The 20,502-nt window shown below is 69.4% G+C and carries 18 protein-coding genes and 1 tRNA gene; 8 read left to right on the forward strand and 11 right to left on the reverse strand.

Annotated elements, in window-relative coordinates; genetic code table 11:
• Window positions 1–124: 124 nt before the first annotated feature.
• On the reverse strand, window positions 125–1,981 hold the full coding sequence (locus tag RHOOR92_RS0105990) for a GGDEF domain-containing protein (protein ID WP_027489858.1): 1,857 nt from the start codon (window positions 1,979–1,981) through the stop codon (window positions 125–127).
• 279 nt (window positions 1,982–2,260) lie between these two features.
• On the opposite strand from RHOOR92_RS0105990, the gene RHOOR92_RS0105995 reads away from it, so the two are divergent.
• Window positions 2,261–2,336, forward strand: a tRNA-Thr gene (locus RHOOR92_RS0105995).
• Window positions 2,337–2,508: 172 nt separating this feature from the next.
• Here the strand turns inward: RHOOR92_RS0105995 and ispH are convergent.
• From ispH to murJ, 5 genes are all read right to left on the reverse strand, one after another.
• Window positions 2,509–3,471 (reverse strand): 4-hydroxy-3-methylbut-2-enyl diphosphate reductase, encoded by a 963-nt coding sequence (ispH, locus tag RHOOR92_RS0106000; protein WP_027489859.1) that lies wholly within the window; start codon window positions 3,469–3,471, stop codon window positions 2,509–2,511.
• A gap of 122 nt (window positions 3,472–3,593) precedes the next feature.
• Complete coding sequence (lspA, locus tag RHOOR92_RS0106005; protein ID WP_007510636.1) at window positions 3,594–4,094, reverse strand: signal peptidase II; 501 nt, start codon at window positions 4,092–4,094, stop codon at window positions 3,594–3,596.
• Window positions 4,095–4,253: 159 nt separating this feature from the next.
• A complete protein-coding gene (ileS, locus tag RHOOR92_RS0106010) occupies window positions 4,254–7,115 on the reverse strand; it encodes an isoleucine--tRNA ligase (RefSeq protein WP_027489860.1) in 2,862 nt (953 codons plus the stop codon).
• Window positions 7,116–7,212: 97 nt separating this feature from the next.
• The gene (locus RHOOR92_RS0106015; protein ID WP_027489861.1) at window positions 7,213–8,166 is read right to left on the reverse strand and encodes a bifunctional riboflavin kinase/FAD synthetase; all 954 of its coding nucleotides are present in this window, start codon (window positions 8,164–8,166) and stop codon (window positions 7,213–7,215) included.
• A gap of 30 nt (window positions 8,167–8,196) precedes the next feature.
• Window positions 8,197–9,807, reverse strand: coding sequence for a murein biosynthesis integral membrane protein MurJ (gene murJ, locus RHOOR92_RS0106020; RefSeq protein ID WP_027489862.1), 1,611 nt, complete (start codon window positions 9,805–9,807; stop codon window positions 8,197–8,199).
• A 222-nt stretch (window positions 9,808–10,029) separates the two neighbouring features.
• Here murJ and rpsT point away from each other — a divergent pair, with 222 nt between their 5' ends.
• Window positions 10,030–10,293: a 30S ribosomal protein S20 gene (gene rpsT, locus RHOOR92_RS0106025; RefSeq protein WP_007510628.1), complete on the forward strand. Its 264-nt coding sequence runs from the start codon at window positions 10,030–10,032 to the stop codon at window positions 10,291–10,293.
• Window positions 10,294–10,404: 111 nt separating this feature from the next.
• On the opposite strand, the gene RHOOR92_RS0106030 is transcribed toward rpsT, so the two are convergent.
• From RHOOR92_RS0106030 to RHOOR92_RS0106040, 3 genes are read right to left on the reverse strand one after another with little or no spacing between them, the layout of a single operon-like run.
• A complete protein-coding gene (locus tag RHOOR92_RS0106030; protein ID WP_015447245.1) occupies window positions 10,405–10,707 on the reverse strand; it encodes a DUF6587 family protein in 303 nt (100 codons plus the stop codon).
• Window positions 10,704–12,539 carry a ferrous iron transporter B gene (locus tag RHOOR92_RS0106035; protein ID WP_027489863.1) on the reverse strand — a complete coding sequence of 612 codons (1,836 nt, stop codon included), beginning with the start codon at window positions 12,537–12,539 and terminating at the stop codon, window positions 10,704–10,706. The genes RHOOR92_RS0106030 and RHOOR92_RS0106035 overlap by 4 nt, the downstream gene beginning before the upstream one ends.
• Window positions 12,536–12,781, reverse strand: a complete 246-nt coding sequence (locus tag RHOOR92_RS0106040; RefSeq protein WP_027489864.1) for a FeoA family protein — start codon at window positions 12,779–12,781, stop codon at window positions 12,536–12,538. The genes RHOOR92_RS0106035 and RHOOR92_RS0106040 overlap by 4 nt, the downstream gene beginning before the upstream one ends.
• 120 nt (window positions 12,782–12,901) lie before the next feature.
• Here RHOOR92_RS0106040 and RHOOR92_RS0106045 point away from each other — a divergent pair, with 120 nt between their 5' ends.
• The 4 genes from RHOOR92_RS0106045 (at window position 12,902) to RHOOR92_RS0106060 (ending at window position 18,200) form a co-directional block, all read left to right on the forward strand.
• Window positions 12,902–13,699, forward strand: a complete 798-nt coding sequence (locus RHOOR92_RS0106045; RefSeq protein WP_007510619.1) for an enoyl-CoA hydratase-related protein — start codon at window positions 12,902–12,904, stop codon at window positions 13,697–13,699.
• A gap of 93 nt (window positions 13,700–13,792) precedes the next feature.
• Entirely contained in the window at window positions 13,793–15,784 is a 1,992-nt protein-coding gene (locus RHOOR92_RS0106050) for a biotin carboxylase N-terminal domain-containing protein (RefSeq protein WP_027484818.1), read from the forward strand.
• A 137-nt stretch (window positions 15,785–15,921) separates the two neighbouring features.
• Window positions 15,922–16,824: a hydroxymethylglutaryl-CoA lyase gene (locus RHOOR92_RS0106055; protein ID WP_007510614.1), complete on the forward strand. Its 903-nt coding sequence runs from the start codon at window positions 15,922–15,924 to the stop codon at window positions 16,822–16,824.
• Between the two features lie 41 nt (window positions 16,825–16,865).
• Window positions 16,866–18,200: an amidohydrolase family protein gene (locus tag RHOOR92_RS0106060; protein ID WP_027489865.1), complete on the forward strand. Its 1,335-nt coding sequence runs from the start codon at window positions 16,866–16,868 to the stop codon at window positions 18,198–18,200.
• A gap of 30 nt (window positions 18,201–18,230) precedes the next feature.
• Here the strand turns inward: RHOOR92_RS0106060 and RHOOR92_RS0106065 are convergent, their stop codons facing one another.
• On the reverse strand, window positions 18,231–18,707 hold the full coding sequence (locus RHOOR92_RS0106065) for an NUDIX domain-containing protein (protein WP_015447239.1): 477 nt from the start codon (window positions 18,705–18,707) through the stop codon (window positions 18,231–18,233).
• Complete coding sequence (locus RHOOR92_RS0106070; protein ID WP_015447238.1) at window positions 18,704–19,339, reverse strand: glutathione S-transferase family protein; 636 nt, start codon at window positions 19,337–19,339, stop codon at window positions 18,704–18,706. Before RHOOR92_RS0106070 ends, RHOOR92_RS0106065 begins: the two co-directional genes overlap by 4 nt.
• An 11-nt stretch (window positions 19,340–19,350) precedes the next feature.
• On the opposite strand from RHOOR92_RS0106070, the gene RHOOR92_RS0106075 reads away from it, so the two are divergent.
• Window positions 19,351–19,884 carry a GNAT family N-acetyltransferase gene (locus tag RHOOR92_RS0106075; RefSeq protein WP_255325543.1) on the forward strand — a complete coding sequence of 178 codons (534 nt, stop codon included), beginning with the start codon at window positions 19,351–19,353 and terminating at the stop codon, window positions 19,882–19,884.
• A 9-nt stretch (window positions 19,885–19,893) separates the two neighbouring features.
• Entirely contained in the window at window positions 19,894–20,496 is a 603-nt protein-coding gene (locus tag RHOOR92_RS0106080) for a YdeI/OmpD-associated family protein (protein WP_027484816.1), read from the forward strand.
• Window positions 20,497–20,502: the final 6 nt, after the last annotated feature.

Raw genomic sequence — 20,502 nt, forward strand, 5'->3', positions numbered from 1 at the left:
CCAGCTCCCAGCCGACGGGCGGTAGGAATTGGCCGATGAGCGGCGGCGGGTGGCGGAGGAAAGGTGATCGGGGTCACGTGTCGAGGCCGGCGACGGCGATCGGCGCACGGCGACGTCCGGATCGCTAGGGCGCCGCTTCGACCCGGTTCCTGCCGTTGTCCTTGGCGTGGTACAGCGCGGCGTCGGCGCGGCGCACCAGGGAGGCCGCACCCGACTCGGCAGGCCGCAGCTGCGCCACGCCGAGACTGATCGAGAGCTGCAGCTCGACGCCATTGACCAGCGGTCGCGCGGCGGCCACGCAAGCGCGCAGGCGCTCGGCCACCTGCAGGCCGCCCTCCAGGTCGGTATCCGGCAGCACCACCAGGAACTCCTCGCCGCCCAACCGGCCGAGCCGGTCGTGCTGGCGCAGCGCACCCAGGCAGGCGTGCACGAGTTGCTCCAGCGCCTGGTCGCCGGCCGGATGGCCATGGCTGTCGTTGACGCGCTTGAAGTGATCGATGTCGAGCATGATCACGGCCAGTTCCCGCTGGCCGCGGCGGGCATGCTCGACGGCCCCGTGCAGCGTGTGTTCGATATGCCGCCGATTGGAGATGCCGGTGAGCGCATCGGTGAGCGCCAGCCGATGCAGGCGTCGGCTCTGGCGCAGTTGCCGCCACGCCAGCCACAGCATCAGCAGCAGCAGCAGGCCGGCCAGCAGGATGGCCAGCCATTGCCAGCCGCGAACGCGTTCCAGCGTGGCCAGTTGCTGCTCCTTGAGCGCCTTGTCGGCGGCGAGCTTGCGGTTTTCCAGCTCGCGCCGCTCGGTATCGAACTGGTAACTCATCAGGGTGGTCAGCTGGGTCTTGGCCATGCGCGCCAGCGCGGCGTCCGCCTCCATTTTCAGCCTGAGGTCGGCCAGCGCGGCCGCCGGCTTGCCCAGCGCCTCCTGGTTCCTGGAGCGTGCGTCATACAGCTCGGCCAGGTAGCGCATGTTGCGGCTGTTCCTGACACTCGCCTCGGCAAGGTCGAACTCGCGCGCGGCCAGCTCGTGCTGGCCCAGGCCGGCGTGCGCCTTGGCCGACTGCAGCGCCAGCATGCCGGCGTTGGACTGGTCCGCGACGGCCTGGAATTCCTTCGCAGCGGCCTCGACCTGCTGCAGGGCCTCGGCGTAGCGCTCGCGGGCGTTGCTGCTCTCCGCCAGCGCCAGCAGGGCAGAGCCCACGCTTTGCCGCGAACCGGTTTCGTGCGCCAGCGCCAACGCTCGCTGCAGCGGGGCGACGGCACCCACGGGGTCGCCCCGCTCGGTCGCCAGGAACCCCAGCTGCATGTCAACCACCATCTGCTCCTGCTTGTCTCCCTTGCGCTGCGCAGACTGCATCGACTGCCGCAGGTACTCGCCGGCCTTGTCGTACTCGCCCAGCCGCCGATAGATGGTGGCGATGCTGATGAGATTGGACTGTGCCGCGGTCGTGTTGCCCACGGTTTCGTAGAGGCGCTGCGCCTCCAGGAAATCGAACAGCGCCTTCGCCTGCTCGCCCAGCAGCGACTGGGCGCTGCCGCGCCAGGTCAGCGCGTCGGCGATCAGGCGCGGGTTTTCCAGGCGCCGTGCGAGCCGGATGCCGGCTTCGTAATCCGGCAGCGCGTCGCGCTCCGTGGTGAGCTTGCTCTGGTAGAGGCCGCGGCAAATCCGGAAGTTGGACTCCGCCTCCAGGTCGCCCGCCTGCTGCGCCTGCTCGGTGCCGCGGCCCGCATAGGCGTAGCCGCCCTTGACGTCGTTGTCGAACGCCAGGAAGCAGTACAGGTAGTCGTAGCGACGCTGCCGGTAGGCATCGCCGGGCGGCAGCAGCGCGCCCAGGCGGTCGAGGGCCTGCCTGGCCGCGGCCTGGCTGTTCAGCGGGATATCGCCGTTGTCCAGCTGCCGGACGAGCAGATCGAACGCCGCCGCGTCGTGCGCCGGCGGCGGCGCCGCAAATGCGCACGGCGTCGCCGCCAGCAGCAACATCAGCAAGCCCGGCAAACCTGGCAAACCACGAAATAGTCCGGACAACACGCCCCCAAGAAAGTCGATTCAAACTTTCCCTGTCCGCACGGCCCACGCCGTCGTCTCGTTATCGGCCGCGCGTCGGAAAACCTGAACCCGTCTGATCACCCTGGTGCGGCGGCCATCCCCCAGCCGCCGGACGCAAGGCCGGACCCATCGTCTCACGGCCACCCCGCGCTGCAAATGCCGTCGTCATCGCTTGCGCCGCTGCGGTGCGGCCCGTAGAATTCGCGGTTCTCCGCCGGAGTAGCTCAGTTGGTAGAGCACGTCATTCGTAATGATGGGGTCGTAGGTTCGATTCCTATCTCCGGCACCAGTTGACGCAGCAGCAAAAAGCCCCGGAAAGCCACGCTTTCCGGGGCTTTTTGCTGCGCAGGACGCCGCATCGCGCTTCGGGCTGGAGCGCGCCTCGTGCGCGACGGCTTTCCCCTCACGTGACGAAGGGCATCGCACACGGGGTGCGCTCCTACGGATTCGACGCGGGGGAGTCAGAAGCTGGCTGAGCCGTTGCCGCCGACCACGCGCAGTTCCTTCGGCAGGGCGAAGGTGATGTTTTCCGGTTCGCCGTCCAGCTCTCGCACGTCGCCGGCTCCCCACGACTGCAGCCGGGCGATCACGTCGCGCACCAGTTTTTCCGGCGCCGAGGCGCCGGCAGTGAGGCCGATGCGCTTGACGCCGTCGAGCCAGTCGCGCTGGATGTGCTCGGCACCATCGATCAGGAACGCGCGCACGCCCTGCTTCGCGGCCAGCTCGCGCAGGCGGTTGGAATTGGAGCTGTTGACCGAGCCGACCACCAGCATCAGGTCGACCGCGCCGGCCAATCGGCGCACGGCGTCCTGGCGGTTCTGCGTGGCATAGCAGATGTCGTCCTTGCGCGGCCCCTCGATGTCGGGGAACTTCGCGCGCAGCGCGGCGATGATCGCCTTGGTGTCGTCCACCGACAGCGTGGTCTGGGTGACGTAGGACAGCGCATGCGGAAATTTCGGCGCGAGCGCGGCGACGTCCTCCACCGACTCCACCAGCCATATCTCGCCGGTATGGGCCGGATTCCACTGGCCCATGGTGCCCTCGACCTCGGGATGCCCGGCGTGGCCGACCAGCACCACGCTGCGGCCGATGCGGCCCAACCGCGCCACTTCCATGTGCACCTTGGTGACCAGCGGACAGGTGGCGTCGAACACTTTCAGGTGCCGCTGCCCGGCTTCCTCGCGTACCGCCTGCGACACGCCATGGGCGCTGAAGATCACGGTGGCGCCGTCGGGTACCTCGTGCAGCTCCTCGACGAACACCGCACCGTCCGCGCGCAGCTTGTCGACCACGTAGCGGTTGTGCACCACCTCGTGCCGCACGTAGATCGGCGCGCCGTAGGATTCCAGCGCGCGCTCGACGATGGCGATGGCACGATCGACACCGGCGCAGAAGCCACGGGGGTTGGCGAGCAGGATGTCCAAGCTGACCTCGATTCAGGATCCTGTAGGAGCCCGCTTGCGGGCGATGCTCTTGTCTTGATGCCTGGTGGAGATTCAAAGCAAGAGCATCGCCCGCAAGCGGGCTCCTACACACAGGGATGCGATTATCGCACGTCGCCCTGCCCCTTGCCGGCGAACAGGCCGAACGCAATCAGCATCACCGCGCCCACCGTGATGCCGCAATCGGCGAGGTTGAACACCGGGTAGCTCCACTGGCGGAAATACACGTGGATGAAGTCGGTGACCTGGGCCGCGTGCAGGCGGTCGATCAGGTTGCCGACCGCGCCGCCCACGATCAGCGCCAGCGGCAGCGCGGTGCGCCAGTCGCGCCGCGGCGTGCGCGCCAGCCACGCCACCAGCACTGCGCCGATGACCAGCGCCAGCAGCACGAAGAACCAGCGCTGCCAGCCGGCACCATCGGCCAGGAAACTGAAGGCGGCGCCGGTATTGAACGCCAGCGTCCAGTTCAGGAAACCCGAGATCACCGGATGCGGCATGCCCGCCGGCTGCAAGGCATGCAGCGCCCACCACTTGCTGAGCTGGTCGAACACGATGACGGCGGCGGACAGCCAGAGCCAGGGGAGTGCGTTGGGTTTCGGGGTCATGGGGCGCGGGGACTCGGTGATGGGGCGATCTTCGGCTCCTCCCCCTGCAACGCAGGGGGAGGTTGGGAGGGGGTTCGCTTTTGACCTTGGGAGATCAGATCAAGAACCTACCCCTCCCCGGCCCTCCCCTGCTTTGCAGGGGAGGGAGTTACGTCAAGGTCAGAACCAGCGGCGATCCTCGCCGGGTCCCTCGACATTGCCGACGCAGCGCCCGCACAGCTCGGGGTGCCCGGCGTGGCTGCCCACGTCGTCGCGCCGATGCCAGCAGCGCACGCACTTGGCTGCGCCGCTGACCGTGGCCGAGACCCAAGCGTCGGCGCCCTCCAGCTCGGTCAGCACCGCGTCGGCCGGTTGGCCGCCGGCCAGATCGAGACGCACCTCGGAGGTGATGAAGAAGAACCGCAGTTCACTGGCCGCGGGGGCGTAGCGCGCCACCGTGGCCTCGTCGGCGTGGATCGCCAGCTTCGCCTCCAGCGCGGCGCCGATCCGCTCGGCCTTGCGCATGCCCTCGAGCACGCGCGCGCCGGTGTCGCGGATCGCCAGCAGGTCGGCCCACCAGCGGCGCTGCTCCGGCGAGTTCTGGGTGGCGGCGAGGCCGTCGTACCAGGTCTCGAACAGCACGCTGTCGCCGCGCTCGCCCGGCAGCGCCTGCCAGATTTCCTCGGCGGTGAAGCTGAGGATCGGTGCCAACCAGCGCACCAGCGCCTCAACGATGCGGTACATCGCGCTCTGCGCGCTGCGCCGGCCGCGGCTGTCGATCGGCATGGTGTAGAGCCGGTCCTTGGTGATGTCCAGGTACAGCGCGCCCAGCTCGTTGGTGCAGAAGTTCTGGATGCGCGCCACCACTTCGGGATAGTCGTAGCGCTCGTACGCAGCGGTGACCGCCTGCTGCACGTCGTACGCCTGCTGCACGGCCCACTGGTCGAGCAGCACGCTGCCTTGCACCGGCAACAGGTGCCTGGCCGGATCGAAGCCGTCGAGGTTGCCGAGCAGGAACTTCGCGGTATTGCGGATGCGCCGGTAGGTGTCGGAGACGCGCTTGAGGATCTCGTCGGAGACGGTCATCTCGTTGCGGTAGTCGGCCGAGGCCACCCACAGGCGCAGCACGTCGGCACCCAGCGTGTCCATCACCTTCTGCGGCGCCACCACGTTGCCCAGCGACTTGGACATCTTGCGGCCGTTCGCGTCCACCGCGAAACCGTGCGTGAGCACTTCGTCGTAGGGCGCGCGGCCGTGGATCGCCGACGAGGTCAGCAGCGAGGACTGGAACCAGCCGCGATGCTGGTCGGAGCCTTCCAGGTACATCACCTTGTAGTGCGACGCCGTGCCCTGCTGCAGTTCCGGGCGCTGGCCGATCACCGCGTAGTGCGTCACGCCCGAATCGAACCAGACGTCGAGCACGTCGGTGACTTTCTCGTAGTCGTTCGCGTCGGCGCCGAGCAGCTCGGCCGCATCCAGCGTGAACCAGGCGTCGATGCCGCCCTGCTCCACCTTCTGCGCAACCTGCTCCAGCAGAGCGACGGAATCCGGGTGCGGCTCCTGCGTGGCCTTGTGCACGAACAGCGCGATCGGCACGCCCCAGGTGCGCTGGCGCGAGATGCACCAGTCCGGACGCCCGGCGACCATGCCGGCGATGCGTTCCTCACCCCAGCCCGGCACCCAGCGCACGTTCTTGATCGAGGTCAGCGCGGTCTCGCGCAGCTGCGCCTGCTCCATCGAGATGAACCACTGCGGCGTGGTGCGGTAGATCACCGGCGTCTTGTGCCGCCAGCAGTTCGGGTAGCTGTGCTCGATCTTCGCGAACGCCAGCAGCACGCCGCGCTGGCGCAGCAGGTCGACGATGGCGTCGTTCGCCTTCCAGATATGCATGCCGCCCAACACGAGCGGATCGGCGGCCGGCGTGTCGATGCGATAGGTGCCGCGCGGCTCGATGTAGTTGAGCAGGCCGATGCCGTACTCGCGCGCCACCACGAAATCCTCGACGCCGTGATCGGGCGAGGTGTGCACCGCGCCGGTGCCGTCCTCGGCGCTGACGTGCTCGCCGAGGATCACCGGCACTTCGCGCGGGTAGAACGGGTGGTGCAGCTTCAAGCCTTCCAGCGCCTTGCCTTCGACATGGCCCAACACGGCCGCCTGCTCCAGCCCGTAACGCTGCGCCGCCCTGTCGACCAGCGCGCTGGCGACTACCAACAACACGCTCCGGCCGCCGCGCGACGGACCTTCGATCAGCGCGTATTCCAGATCGGCACCAAGCGATACCGCCTGGCTTTCCGGCAGGGTCCACGGCGTGGTGGTCCAGATCGGGATGGCGACGATGGCGTCGCCGGCCTCCACGCCGAACGCCGCCACCAGCGCGTTCGGATCGACCGCGTCGTACGCCACGTCGACCGCCGGCGAGACCTTGTCGCCGTATTCGATCTCCGCTTCGGCCAGCGCCGAGGCGCAGTCGAAGCACCAGTACACCGGCTTGGCGCCGCGCACCACGTGGCCGTTGGAGACGATGCGCGCCAGCGCGCGCAGCATGTCGGCCTCGAAGCGGAAATCCATCGAGCGATACGGGTGGTCCCAGTCGCCGAGCACGCCGAGCCGCTTGAAATCGGCGCGCTGCGCGTCGACCTGCTCGGTCGCGTACTCGCGGCACTTCTGCCGGAACGCGGCGGCGTCGAGCTTGTCGCCCGGCTTGCCGAACTTCTTCTCCACCGCGATCTCGATCGGCAGCCCGTGGCAGTCCCAGCCCGGCACGTACGGCGCGCGCTGGCCGGCCAGCAGCTTGGACTTGACCACCATGTCCTTGAGGATCTTGTTGACCGCGTGGCCGATGTGGATCGGGCCGTTCGCGTACGGCGGGCCGTCGTGCAGCACGAACACGCTGTCGCGATGCGCGGTCTTCTGCTGGATCTGCGCGTAGCGATCGACCCGTGCCCACTCCGCCAGCCAGCCCGGCTCGCGCTTCGGCAAATCGCCGCGCATGGGAAACGCCGTCTGCGGCAGGTTGATCGTGTTCTTGTAATCGTGGGTCATGGCCTGGATGCCGTCACTGAGGTGTTGCCGCCCGCCAGATGGCAGGCAAAGAAGGGAAAGTTAGTCGATTTCGACCCGTGCCGGAATGCCCGCGTTCTCACGCCTCGGCCAGCCGCGGGTTCATGCCCAGCAGTTCGCGCGCCCGGCGCGCATCCAGCGCCATCTGCGCCTTGAGCGGTTCCAATCCGTCGAACTTCTGCTCGTCACGCAACTTGGCGACGAACTGTACCGCCATGCGCTGGCCGTACAGATCGCCCTCGAAGTCGAACAGGTGCACTTCCAGCAGCGGCTGGCTGACCTCGTTCACGGTGGGACGCACGCCGAGGCTGGCCACGCCGGGCCAGCTGCATTCGCCCTCGCCCAACCCCACGCGCACCGCGAAGATGCCCTGGATCGGGCTGACCCGCTGCTGCAGATGGATGTTTGCGGTGGGATAGCCGAGCATGCGGCCGAGCTGGTTGCCGTACTCCACCTTGCCGTCGATCACGAACGGCCGGCCCAGCAACGGTTCGGCGCCGGCGAACTCGCCGGCGCCGAGCAAGGCGCGTACCCGGCTGGCCGAGACGCGGGTGCCGTCGAGCTGGATCGTCGGCATGGCGCAAGCGCGAAAGCCGAACTGCGCACCCATCCGCTCCAGCAGCGCCACGTCGCCGGCGCGCCCGTGGCCGAAGCGAAAATCGCCGCCCACCCAGACCTCGCGTGCAGCCAGCCGCTCGACCAGCACGCGCCGCACGAATGCCTCGGCCGACATCGCCGTCAGCGCGCGGTTGAAGCGCAGCAGCAGGGTCTCCTCTATGCCGGCGGCGGCGAAGCCGCGCAGCTTCTCGCGCACGCTGGACAGCCGCGGCACCGGTTCGGGCGAGAAGAACGCCCGCGGCAGCGGCTCGAAACTCACCACCGCCGGGCTGCAGCCGAGCGCCTGTGCGCGCTCGCGCACCTGGGCCAGCAAGGCCTGGTGGCCGCGGTGCAGGCCGTCGAACGCGCCGACCGCGATGACGCTGCCGCGCGGCGCCAGGCAAGGGCCTGCGACATCCCTGGAAAGTCTCATCATCGCGTGAGTATAACGGTCGGGCACGCGGGTTCACGCCGCCCGCAGGTCGCGCAGGCGGAAGCCGCCGGCGAACAGCACGGCGACATAACTGGCCCCGCCGGCCAGCACCAGCACGGTCAGATGCCACAGCCGGGTCAGCACCGACACGCCATGGGTCCAGTCCGGCCACAGCCAGCGGCCCAGCAACAGCACCGTCACCATCACTGTGCAGGCCGCGGCCAGCCGCAGCAGATGCCGCGACCAGCCCGGCTGGCGCTGGTACACGCCGGCCTTCTTCAGCCAGTGCCACAGCAGCCCCAAGTTCACGTAGGCCGCCACTGCGCTGGCCAGGCCCAGCGCCATGTGCAGGCCGGGCAAGCGGGCTAGGCCGTCCAGCCAGGGCAGCCGTTTCAGTTCCACCGGTGCCCACAGCTCGAACAGCAGCGCCAGGAACACCAGGTTCAACAGCATGTTCGCCAGCAACGAAGCCACCGCTGCGCGCACCGGTGTGCGCGTGTCCTGCCGCGCATAGAACGCCGGCAGCAGCACCTTGACCAGCGCGAATGCCGGCAAGCCGAAGCTCAGCGCGGTGATCGACAGGGTGGCCATGGCGGTGTCGTGCGCGCTCCAGTGGCCGTGCTGGAACAGCGTGGCCACCAGCGGCCCGGCCAGCAGCATCAGCGCGAACATCGCCGGCACCGCGATCAGCAGGGTGACACGCAGACCCCAGTCCAGCGCGCGCGAGAAGCCCGCGGTATCGGTGCTGACATGATGGCGCGACAGCGACGGCAGGATCACCGTGCCCAGCGCCACGCCGAACACGCCCAGCGGCAGCTCCAGGAAGCGGTCCGCCTGCGACAGCCAGCTCTGCGAGCCGACCACCAGCAGCGAGGCGATCACCGTGTCGAACAGCAGGTTGATCTGCGCCACCGACGAGCCGAACAGGGTCGGCACCATCAGCCGCATGATTTTCCGCACCTCGGGATGGCTCCAGCCCCAGCGCGGCAGGGTCAGCAGGTCGAGTTGTCGCAGCGCCGGCAACTGGAACAGCAACTGCAGGATGCCGGCCGCCAGGATCGCCCAGCCCATCGCCATGATCGGCGTCTGCAGCCACTTCGACAGCCACAGCGCGCCGGCGATCATGCACAGGTTGAGGATCACCGGGGTCAGCGCCGGCAGCCCGAAGCGGTGGAAACTGTTCAGCGCACCGCCGGACAGCGCGGTCAGCGACACGAACAGCAGGAACGGGAAGGTCAGTCGCAGCAGCTCGACGGTCAGCTCGAACTTGCGCGGTTCATCGATCGCGCCGGGCGAGAACAGCACCGTCACCTGCGGCGCGAACAGGATGCCCAGCGCGGTGATCAGCAACAGCACCCCCCCCAGCGTGCCCGACACCCGCGCCATCAGTTCCTTCAGCTGCGCGTGGCTGCCCTTTTCCTTCACTTCCGTGAAGACCGGCACGAAGGCGGTGGAGAACGAACCTTCGGCAAACAGCCGGCGCATGAAGTTGGGGATGCGGAACGCCACCCAGAACGCGTCGGTGGCGCCGTTGGCGCCGAACGCGGCGTTGATCGACATGTCGCGCACCAGGCCGAGCACCCGCGAAACCATCGTCATGCTGCTGAACGAGAGCAGCCCGCGGAGCATGCTGGGTGACTTCATGAGCGGCTGTTCTACCTTCGGCGTCGATCACACGGGGCGCACAGTTTGACAGCCCGCCGGGGCAGGATCACAACCCGGATATGGCAAATTACCGGCATCAGCGCCGCCGCGCGCCACGCCGGCCGGGGGCGCAGCCGCCCAAGTGATTGACGCACCGGCGAATCGACCGCATAATTGGCGTCTTTTTCCACCCAACCCAACACTGCATCCCGGAGTTCTACCTTGGCCAACATCAAGTCCGCGAAGAAGCGCGCGCGCCAGTCCGAACAGCGCCGCCTGCGCAACATCAGCGCACGTTCCATGGTCCGCACCGCCCTGAAGAAGGTCGTCAAGGCCATCGAGGCCAAGGACAAGGCCGGCGCCGTCGCCGCGTTCACCGTCGCCCAGCCGGTGATGGATCGCTACGCCGCCCGCGGCCTGATCCACAAGAACAAGGCCGCCCGCCACAAGAGCCGCCTCAACGCGAAGATCCGCGAACTGGCGTAAGCCGGGGCGCGACCCGCGTGACAAGAAGAAGCCGGCGCAAGCCGGCTTTTTCGTGCCCGCGTCTTGCTCCCTCCCCCCTGCGAGCGGAGGGAGGAGAGCCAAGGCGGAACCCTACCGCCGCGGGCGGAACTCCAGCGGCATCGGCTCGCCCGAGCGTGCCGCCGCCGGCGGCTTCGGGCCGCAGGCGCCGCAGGTACTGCAGCCGTCGCTGCAGTCACCGGTGGCCTCGATCGGCTGCAAGCGCCGGCCGAAGGCCCGCGCCAAGGCGCCGCGGCCGGGCTGGTTGAAGTGGATGGACGCGGCCGCCAGCCAGCGGTTGGTCGTTTTCCTGGCCAGCTTGCGCAGCACGATCCACACGCTGGCCAGTACCGCCAGGGCAATCACCACGTACTGCAGCAGCAGGCTCGTGCTCACGTCAGTGCCCTCGTCACCTGATAGACGATGAACGACGCGGTGTAGGCCATCACGAACATGTAGCCGAACGAGATCGCCACGTTGCGCCAGGAATCGGTCTCGCGTTTGATGATTGCCAAGGTGGACATGCATTGCGGCGCATAGGCGAACCACACCAGCAGCGACAGCGCGCTGGCCAGCGGTATCTGACCGGCCAGCGCCTGGCTCAACCCCTCCGCCTCGCCGCCCACCAGGTAGACGGTGGCCAGTGCGGCTACCGCCGTCTCGCGCGCGGCGAACGCCGGGATCAGCGCCAGGCTGATCTGCCAGTTGAAGCCGATCGGCGCAAAGATGTACTGCAGGCCGCGCCCGATGTAGCCCGCGAAGCTGTAGTCGATCGCCGGCAGGGTGGCGCCTTCCGGCGCGCCCGGGAAGGTGGAGAGGAACCACATCAACACGGTCAGGCCGAGGATCACCCCGGTCAGCCGCCTCAGGAAGATCATGCCGCGCTCGTACAGCCCGATCGCCACGTCGCGCGCCTTCGGCAGGCGGTACGAGGGCAGCTCCATCAGCAGTGCGTGCTCGCTCTTGTCGCGGCGGATGTGCTTCATCACCCAGCCCACCAGCATCGCGCCGAGGATGCCGGCCAGATACAGCGCGAACAGCACCACGCCCTGCAGGTTGAACACGCCGAACACGTAGTGGACCGGGATGAACGCGCCGATCAGCAGCGCGTACACCGGCAGCCGCGCCGAACAGGTCATCAGCGGCGCAATCAGGATAGTGGTGATGCGGTCGCGCGGATCCTGGATGCTGCGCGTACCCATGATGCCGGGGATCGCGCAGGCGAAGCTGGACAGGAGCGGGATGAACGAGCGGCCGGTCAGCCCCACCGACAGCATCAGCCGGTCAAGCAGGAACGCCGCACGCGGCAGGTAGCCGGATTCCTCCAGCGTGAGGATGAAGAAGAACAGCACCAGGATCACCGGCAGGAAGCCCAGCACGGTTCCGATACCGCCGAACAGGCCATCCACCACCAGGCTGCGCAGCGGCCCGGCCGGCATCAGCGCGGCGACGTGCTCGCCCATCCAGCCGAAGCCGCCACCGATCAGGTCGCTCATCGGCTTGCCGGCGGCATACACCGCCTGGAACACCAGGAACATCACCACCGCCAGGATCGCGAGGCCGAACACCGGGTGCAGGGTCCAGCGGTCCAGCGCGTCGTCCAGCTCGGCGGTGGCGCGCGGCATGCGCACGGTCGCCGTGAGCAGCTCGCGCACCTGCGCGTGCAGGTCGGCGCGGCTGGCGCCGTCGTCCGGCTGCACCGGCGCCGCCGGCGGCACCTCGCCGTCGACCCGCTCGATCAGCGCCCGCGCGCCGCCACGCTTCACCGCTATCGTCTCCACCACCGGCAAGTCCAGCCGGCGCGACAGCTCCGGCACGTCGATCGCGATGCCGCGCGAGCGTGCGGTGTCCATCATGTTCAGCGCCAGCACCACCGGCCGGCCCAGCCGCTTCACTTCCAGCACGAAGCGCAGGTGCAGGCGCAGGTTGGTGGCATCGGCCACGCACACGATCAGGTCCGGCGGCGCCTCGCCCGGGTAGTTGCCGGCGCAGACGTCGTGGGTGATCTGCTCGTCCGGGCTGCTGGCGTCGAAGCTGTAGGCGCCCGGCAGGTCGAGGATCTGCAGCACGCGGCCGGACGGCGCGGTGAAACGGCCCTCCTTGCGCTCCACCGTGACGCCGGCATAGTTCGCCACCTTCTGGCGACCGCCGGTGAGCAGGTTGAACAGCGCGGTCTTGCCGCAGTTCGGGTTGCCGACCAGGGCGATGCGCAGAGTGGACGCGCTCATGCCACCGCCTCGCTGCGCACGCTGACCCGGGCCGCCTCGGCGCGGCGCAGGGCGAAACGGGTGAAGCCGATCTGGACCAGCAGCGGGTCGCCGCCCATCGGCCCCACCGCCACCACGCGTACCGGCTCGCCGTCGACGAAGCCCAGGTCGCGCAGGCGCTGCGCGATCGGATCGGCCGCATGCGCGTCGTCCACGCGCTCGACCACGGCGGGGGCACCCTTGGGCAAATCGGACAGGCGCACAGGTTTGATTCTCAAATAAGAATAGTTCGCATTGTAGCCCCACACCCGCCCCGCTGCACCACGCCGATTGCCGCACCCCCGGTGCGTTTATCATCGCGTTATTTGCCGCAGGGACGACCGATGACCGATTCCATCCGCAGCGAACGCCGTGGCGCCACCGCCTGGCTCACCCTGAACCGCCCGCAGGTCCACAACGCCTTCGACGACGGCCTGATCGCCGCACTGACCGAAGCGCTGGCGGCCGCCGATGCCGATCCAGCGGTTCGCTGCGTCGTGCTCACCGGCAGCGGCAGCACGTTTTCCGCCGGCGCCGACCTGAACTGGATGCGCGGCATGGCCGCCGCCAGCGAGCAGGAAAACCGCGAGGACTCGCTGCGCCTGGCGCGACTGATGCGCAGCCTGCAGTTCCTGTCCAAGCCCACCATCGCGCGCGTCAACGGCGCGGCCTACGGCGGCGGCGTGGGCCTGGTCGCCTGCTGCGACATCGCGATCGGCGTGGACACCGCCAAGTTCGCGCTGTCGGAAGTGAAACTGGGCCTGGTGCCGGCGGTGATCTCGCCGTACGTGGTCGCCGCGATCGGCCTGCGCCAGGCGCGCCGGCTGTTCGTCAGCGGCGAGGTGTTCGACGCTGCCGAAGCGCAGCGCATCGGCCTGCTGCATGCGGCGGTGTCGGGCAGCGAACTGGACGAGGCGATCGAGCGCCAGTTGCACTGGCTGGCCAAGGCCGGCCCGCTGGCCCAGCGCGAGGCGAAGCAGCTGGCGCTGCGCACCGGCGGCGCGGATCTGGCCCAGGCCGAGCGCATCGACGCCGCCAATGCCGAACTGATCGCCCGCCTGCGCGTCTCGCCCGAAGGCCAGCACGGCCTGGCGGCGTTCCTCGACAAGCGCGCACCGGAGTGGGTCGGCCAGGCCACATAAGCACGGCCATGCTGCGCCGCGCATCGGCTGCGACGGCGCAATCTGTTAGTTTCAGTAGCTTTGCATCGACACCAACGGTTACGGGAACCCCGCATGTTCGAACGCGTACTGATCGCCAACCGCGGCGAGATCGCCTGCCGCGTGATCCGCACCTGCCGCCGCCTCGGCATCCGCACCATCGCGGTGTACTCGGAAGCCGACCGCGACGCGCAGCACGTGCGGCTGGCCGACGAGGCGTGGCCGATCGGCGGCCCGCTGCCGGCCGAATCGTACCTGCGCGGCGACGCCATCCTGGACGTGGCGAGGCAAACCCGCGCGCAGGCGATCCACCCCGGCTATGGTTTCCTGTCCGAGAACACCCGCTTCGCCCGCGCCTGCGGCGAGGCCGGCATCGTCTTCATCGGCCCGAAGCCGGAAAGCATCGACGCGATGGGCTCCAAGGCCGCCGCCAAGGCGCTGATGGAGAAGCACGCGGTACCGCTGGTGCCCGGCTACCACGGCGCCAACCAGGATGCGGCCGCCCTTGCCGAACAGGCAGCCAGGACCGGCTTCCCGCTGATGATCAAGGCCGCGGCCGGCGGCGGCGGCAAGGGCATGCGCATCGTGCGCGGTGCGGCCGAATTCGCCGATGCGCTCGCCTCGGCACAGCGCGAGGCAGCCAGCTCGTTCGGCGACAGCCGGGTGATCCTGGAACGCTACGTGGAGCACCCACGCCACATCGAATTCCAGGTGTTCGGCGACACGCAGGGCCACGTCATCCACCTCAACGAGCGCGAATGCTCGGCCCAGCGCCGCTACCAGAAGGTGCTGGAGGAAACCCCCTCGCCGTTCCTCGACGCCGCGCGCCGCCAGGCGATGGGCGCCGCCGCGGTGGCCGCGGCAAAGGCGGTCGACTACGTCGGCGCCGGCACGGTGGAGTTCATCGTCGCGCAGAGCGGCGAATTCTTCTTCATGGAGATGAACACGCGCCTGCAGGTCGAGCACCCGGTCACCGAACTGACCCTGGGCCTGGACCTGGTCGAATGGCAGCTGCGCGTGGCCGCGGGCGAAGCGCTGCCGCTGACCCAGGACCAGGTACGCGCGCACGGGCATGCGATCGAGGTGCGCCTGTATGCGGAAGATCCCGACCAGAACTTCCTGCCCGGCTCCGGCAAGCTGCAGACGCTATGCCTGCCCGCGGCGTCGGCCCACGTGCGCCTCGACGGCGGCGTGATCGAGGGCGACACGGTGACGATCTTCTACGACCCGATGATCGCCAAGCTGATCGTGTTCGACCAAGACCGTCCGCAGGCCCTGCAGCGGCTGCGCGAAGCGCTGGCGGCGTGCGAGATCGTCGGCCCGAAATCGAACATCGGCTTCCTCGAACGACTGGCTCGGCATCCGGCGGTGGTCGAGGGACGCATCGACACCGGCTACCTCGACCGCCACCTCGACGAGTTCCTGGTCGGCGACGTGGCGCCGACCGACGGCGTGCTGTTCGCTGCCGCGACGGCGGTGCTGCTGCGCGACGAGTCGCGCGTGGCCAGCGCCGCAGCCGACCCGCATTCGCCGTGGGCCAGCGCCGATGCCTGGCGCATCGGCCATGCCGGCAAGCGCATCGTGGCGCTGAGCTGGCGCGAGCAGCGCTTCGAGATCGAGGCGCGTGGCCACGCCGGCGATTACCAGCTGCACCACGGCGAAACCGGCTGCAGCGTGCGCGGCGCGCGCCTGCTCGACGACCATCTCAGCGCCCGCTTCGACGGCGAATCGCGCCGCGTGCCGTTGCGCAGCGATGCCGCCCACGTACTGCTGCACGACGCCCACGGCCAGCGCTACCGCTTCGCCCGCGCCGCCGCGTTCGCATGGGCCACCAGCGACGCCGTCGGCAGCAACCAGGTGATCGCGCCGATGCCCGGCCGCATCGTGCTGGTGAAAGCGAGCGCCGGCGACGCGGTCGAACAGGGCCAGGAGCTGCTGGTGATGGAGGCGATGAAGATGGAACTGGCCTTGAAGGCGCCCCGCGCCGGCACCATCGAAAGCGTGAGCGCCGCGCAAGGCGAGTTCGTCGAGGCCGACGCCGTGCTGGTGCGTTTCGCTGGCGCCTGACTGCTCTTGCCGTCGTTCCAGCGAAAGCTGGAATCCAGTGAGTTCGCACGGCGACACCGGCACTGGATCACCGGCTTCGCCGCCGTTGAGCGCTTCCGGCTTCCGCCGGGAGGACGACCCTTCTTCGGAGTCACCCCATGAACGCCTCCAACCACGTCCGCATCGTCGAAGTCGGCGCCCGCGACGGCCTGCAGAACGAGAAGACCCTGCTGCCGGCTGCGGTGAAGATCGCGCTGATCGACCGGCTCTCGTCGACGGGCCTGCAGACCATCGAGGCCACCAGCTTCGTCAGTCCGGCATGGGTGCCGCAGCTGGCCGACGCGGCCGAGGTATACGCCGGCATCCGCAAGCTGCCGGGGGTGAGCTACCCGGTGCTGGTGCCGAACCTGCAGGGTTACCAGCGCGCGCGTGAAGTGGGGGCCACCCACATCGCCGTGTTCACCGCCGCGTCGGAAGCGTTCAACCGCCGGAACATCAACGCCTCGATCGACGAGTCGATCGAGCGCTTCATCCCGGTGATGGAACAGGCCCGGGCCGACGACGTGAAAGTACGCGGCTACGTCTCCACCGTGCTCGGCTGCCCGTACCAGGGCGAGGTGCCGGTCGTTGACGTGGTGCGCGTGGCGCGACGCATGCACGAGCTGGGCTGCCACCAGATCTCGCTGGGCGACACCATCGGCGTGGGTACCCCGACCAGGGCGCGCGCGATGCTGCGCGCGGTGGCGCAGGAGGTACCGATCGCCGCGCTGGCGGTGCACTTCCACGACACCTACGGCCAGGCGCTGGCGAACATCCTGGCCTGCCTGGAGGAAGGCGTGCGCGTGATCGACAGCGCGGTCTCCGGCACTGGCGGCTGCCCCTACGCGAAGGGCGCCACCGGCAACGTGGCCAGCGAGGACGTGGTCTACATGCTGCACGGCATGGGCATGCAGACCGGCATCGACCTCGACCTGCTGGTCGCCACCGGTGCCTGGCTCGCCGCGCAGCTGCACAAGGACACCGCCAGCCGGGTCACCCGCGCGCGCACTGCCGCGGGCTGAAAGCTCGCTATCATCGGCCCTTCGGCTGACCGGACGAAGCGATGCGCGCAAGCCTGACGACCTGGTGGCAAACGGCAGCGGTCCTGCTGCTCCTGCTGTGCTCCCTGCCTACGCTAGCGGCCACGCCGAAGGGCGACTGGCTGCTGTTGCCCGAACGCGTGTGGACTGCCGACGGCGACGCCGCGCACGTGGGCTGGGCGGTGCTGGTGCACGATGGCGCGATTGCCGCGGTCGGCCCTCGTGCGAGCATCCAGACACCGGCCGGCGCGCAACGCATCGAACTGCCCGGCGCCACGCTCACCCCTGGCTTGATCGACCTCCACTCGCACCTGTTCCTGCACCCGTACAACGAGACGCTGTGGAACGACCAGGTGCTCACCGAGCCGCAGGACTACCGCACGCTGGAGGCCGCCGCCCACGCGAAGGCCACCCTGCTCGCCGGCTTCACCACCCTGCGCGATCTCGGCACCGAGGGTGCCGGCTACGCCGACGTGTCGGTGCAGCGGGCGATCGACGAAGGCCTGATCCCCGGCCCGCGGCTGTTCGTGGCCACCCGCGCGATCGTCGCCACCGCCAGCTACGGCCCCGGCCCGCGCGGCTTCCGCCCGGACCTCGACCTGCCCGGCGGCGCGCAGGAAGTCAGCGGCATCGACCAGGCGATGGCCGCGGTGCGCGAGCAGGCCGCGCGCGGCGCCGACTGGATCAAGCTCTACGGCGACTACCGCGTCGGCCCCGATGGCGCCACCGCGCCCACCTTCACGCCGGCGGAGCTGAAGGCGCTGGTCGACACCGCGCACCAGCTCGGCCGCCCGGTCGCCGTGCACGCAGCCAGCGACGCCGGCGTGTGCATGGCGGCCGAGGCCGGCGCGGACAGCATCGAGCACGGCTACGGCGCCAGTGCGGGGACGTTCAAGCTGCTCAGGCAGAAGGGCATCGCCTATGAGCCCACGCTAACCGCGGTCGCTTCCACCGAGCAGTACTTCCACCACTACGTGCCCGGCCGCGACCCGCCCACGCCGCGCATGCAGGAAGCCGCCCGCGCGTTCCGCACCGCGCTGAAGCTGGGCGTGACCATCGGCAACGGCAGCGACGTGGGCGTGTTCACGCACGGCGAGAACTGGCGCGAGCCGGCCGCGATGGTGGCCGCCGGCATGACGTCGGCGCAGGCGCTGCACGCGGCCACCGACGTGGCGGCGAAGATCCTGCGCCAGCAGGCCGCGTTCGGCCGCATCGCGCCCGGCCTGCGCGCCGACCTTGCCGCCTTCGCCGGCGACCCGAGCGCGCAGATCGACGCCCTGGAAAAGCCGGTGTTCGTGATGAAGGACGGCGGCGTCTACCTGCGCCCGGCCAGCGGGCGGGAAGATTCGCCGCGCTGACACGGCGGCAGCGCCTCGTCGCGGCGCCAGCTAGCGATGCGCGAGACGCAGGAACGGCGAGGGCTCGCGCTCCACGAACTCGCGGCGCACGTGCGCCAGCAGCTCGCGCTGGCTGCCGAACGGCAGCAGCGCGGCGGCCTCGCCCAGCGTGACCCAGCGGAACGCCGAGTGCTCGCCATTGAGGCGCACCTGCGCTCCCTCGGCCACGCGCGCCACGAAGGCGGGCACGATCTCGATGGCGTCGGTTGCAGCGAGATAGACCTGCTCGCAGAAGCTGGTGGCCCAGAAGCTTTCCGGCTCCAGCGCGGTTTCCTCGCGCAGTTCGCGCAACGCGGCCTGCCAGCCCGTCTCGCCCGCCTCGACATGACCGGCGAGGTAACTCCACGCGCCGTCGAGGTAGGCGCCGACCCGTCGCGCCACCAGCATCTGCGTGGCCGCGCCCGCGCCGCGCAACGCCACCACCGACACCATGGAGCTGCGCACCGGCAGGCGGCGTTCGGCGCTCATGCGGAGGCCAGCAGTTCGCGGCTGGCCGCCGCGCTGGGCCGCGCCGCCACCCGCGCGAACCACGGGCCAACCTTCGGCAAGGTGCGGTCGAACGGCTGGTTCACGCCGGCGCCGAAATCCAGCCACACGTAGAGCCAGATGTCCGCCGCCGTGAAGCGCTCGCCGCACAGCCACGGCCCGGCGCCGAACAGGCCATCGAGCCAGGCCAGGCGATCCTGCGCGATGCGCTTCAGGCCCGCCGCCGCCTCGGGCGCCACCGGGATGCGCGGGGTGAAGCGCGGCAGGCCCTCGGCGTAGTGGAAGGCGTTGTGGATGAACTCGGTGACGTTGAGCTCCACCCGCCGCCACCATTGGCGGGTCAGCGCGCGCTCTTCCGGCGTCGCGCCGATCAGCACCGGCGCGGGGTGCAGTTCCTCCAGAAATTCGGCGATCGCCACCGCCTCGGCCAGCACGCTGCCGTCGTCGAGGCGCAGCGCCGGCGTCTGCCCGGCGGGGTTCACCGCCAGCCAGGCCGGCTCGCGGTTCTCGCCACGCATCACATCCACCGTCACGGCCGGCAGGCGCAGGCCCTTCTCCAGCACGAACATGCGCAGGCAGCGCGGGGCGGGGCTGATCGCGTCGTAGATCAACATGGGTGACTCCGGTGCGAGAATACCCAACACTACACCGCAGACGCCGCGCCGTTGCCATGACCCACGACTACACCATTCGCCCCATCGAGCCGCGCGACGACGCCGCGGTCGCCGCAATCATCCGCGCGGTGATGCCCGAGTTCGGCGCCGACGGCCCCGGCTTCGCCATCCACGACCCGGAAGTCGACCACATGCATGCGGCCTACGCGCAACCGCGCTGCAGCTATTTCGTGGTCGAGCGCGACGGCATGGTGGTGGGCGCCGGCGGGGTGGCGCCGCTGCAAGGCGGCGAGCCGGACGTGTGCGAGCTGCGCAAGATGTACTTCCTGCCCACGGCGCGCGGCATCGGCGCGGGCACGGCGATGATGCAGCGCTGCCTCGACGCGGCGCGCGCGCATGGCTTCAGGCGCTGCTACCTGGAAACGCTGACCGGCATGGATGCGGCGCAGGCGCTGTACAAGCGCAGCGGTTTCACCGCCCTGTGCAGCGCGATGGGCGGCACCGGTCACCACGGCTGCGACCGCTACTTCATCCGCGAGCTGTGAGGTGAGGTGATGGCGAACCACGCTCCCCGCATCGACGCCTATATCGCGAAATCCGCCGGGTTCGCCCGCCCGATCCTGGAACACCTGCGCGCGCTGGTGCACGAGGCTTGCCCCGAGGTGGAGGAAAGCCTGAAGTGGAGCATGCCGTTCTTCAGCTACAAGGGCGCGCCGATGTGCATGATGGCCGCGTTCAAGCAGCACTGCGGCTTCGGTTTCTGGCTGTCGAAGGAAGTCACCGGCGGCAGCGACGAGGACGGCATGGGCCAGTTCGGCAAGCTCGCCTCGTTGAAGGACCTACCCTCGGACCGGCAACTCGCCGCCCACCTGAAGAAGGCGATGGCGCTGAACGAGGCCGGCGTGAAGAAGGCACGCCCGAAGGCCGCCGCGAAACCCGCACCGGCACTGCCGGACGATCTGGCCGCCCTGCTCGCGCAGAAGAAACACGCCGCCGCGCGCACGACCTGGGCAGGCTTCGGACCCGGCGCGCAACGCGAGTACATCGACTGGATCGCCGAGGCGAAAACCGAAGCGACCCACCAGAAGCGCCTCGCCACCACCCTGGAGTGGCTGGCCGAAGGCAAGCGGCGCCACTGGAAGTACGAGAAATGCTGAGAGCCT

Origin of the sequence: Rhodanobacter sp. OR92 (assembly GCF_000427545.1) — a bacterium.
Taxonomy (GTDB): domain Bacteria; phylum Pseudomonadota; class Gammaproteobacteria; order Xanthomonadales; family Rhodanobacteraceae; genus Rhodanobacter; species Rhodanobacter denitrificans.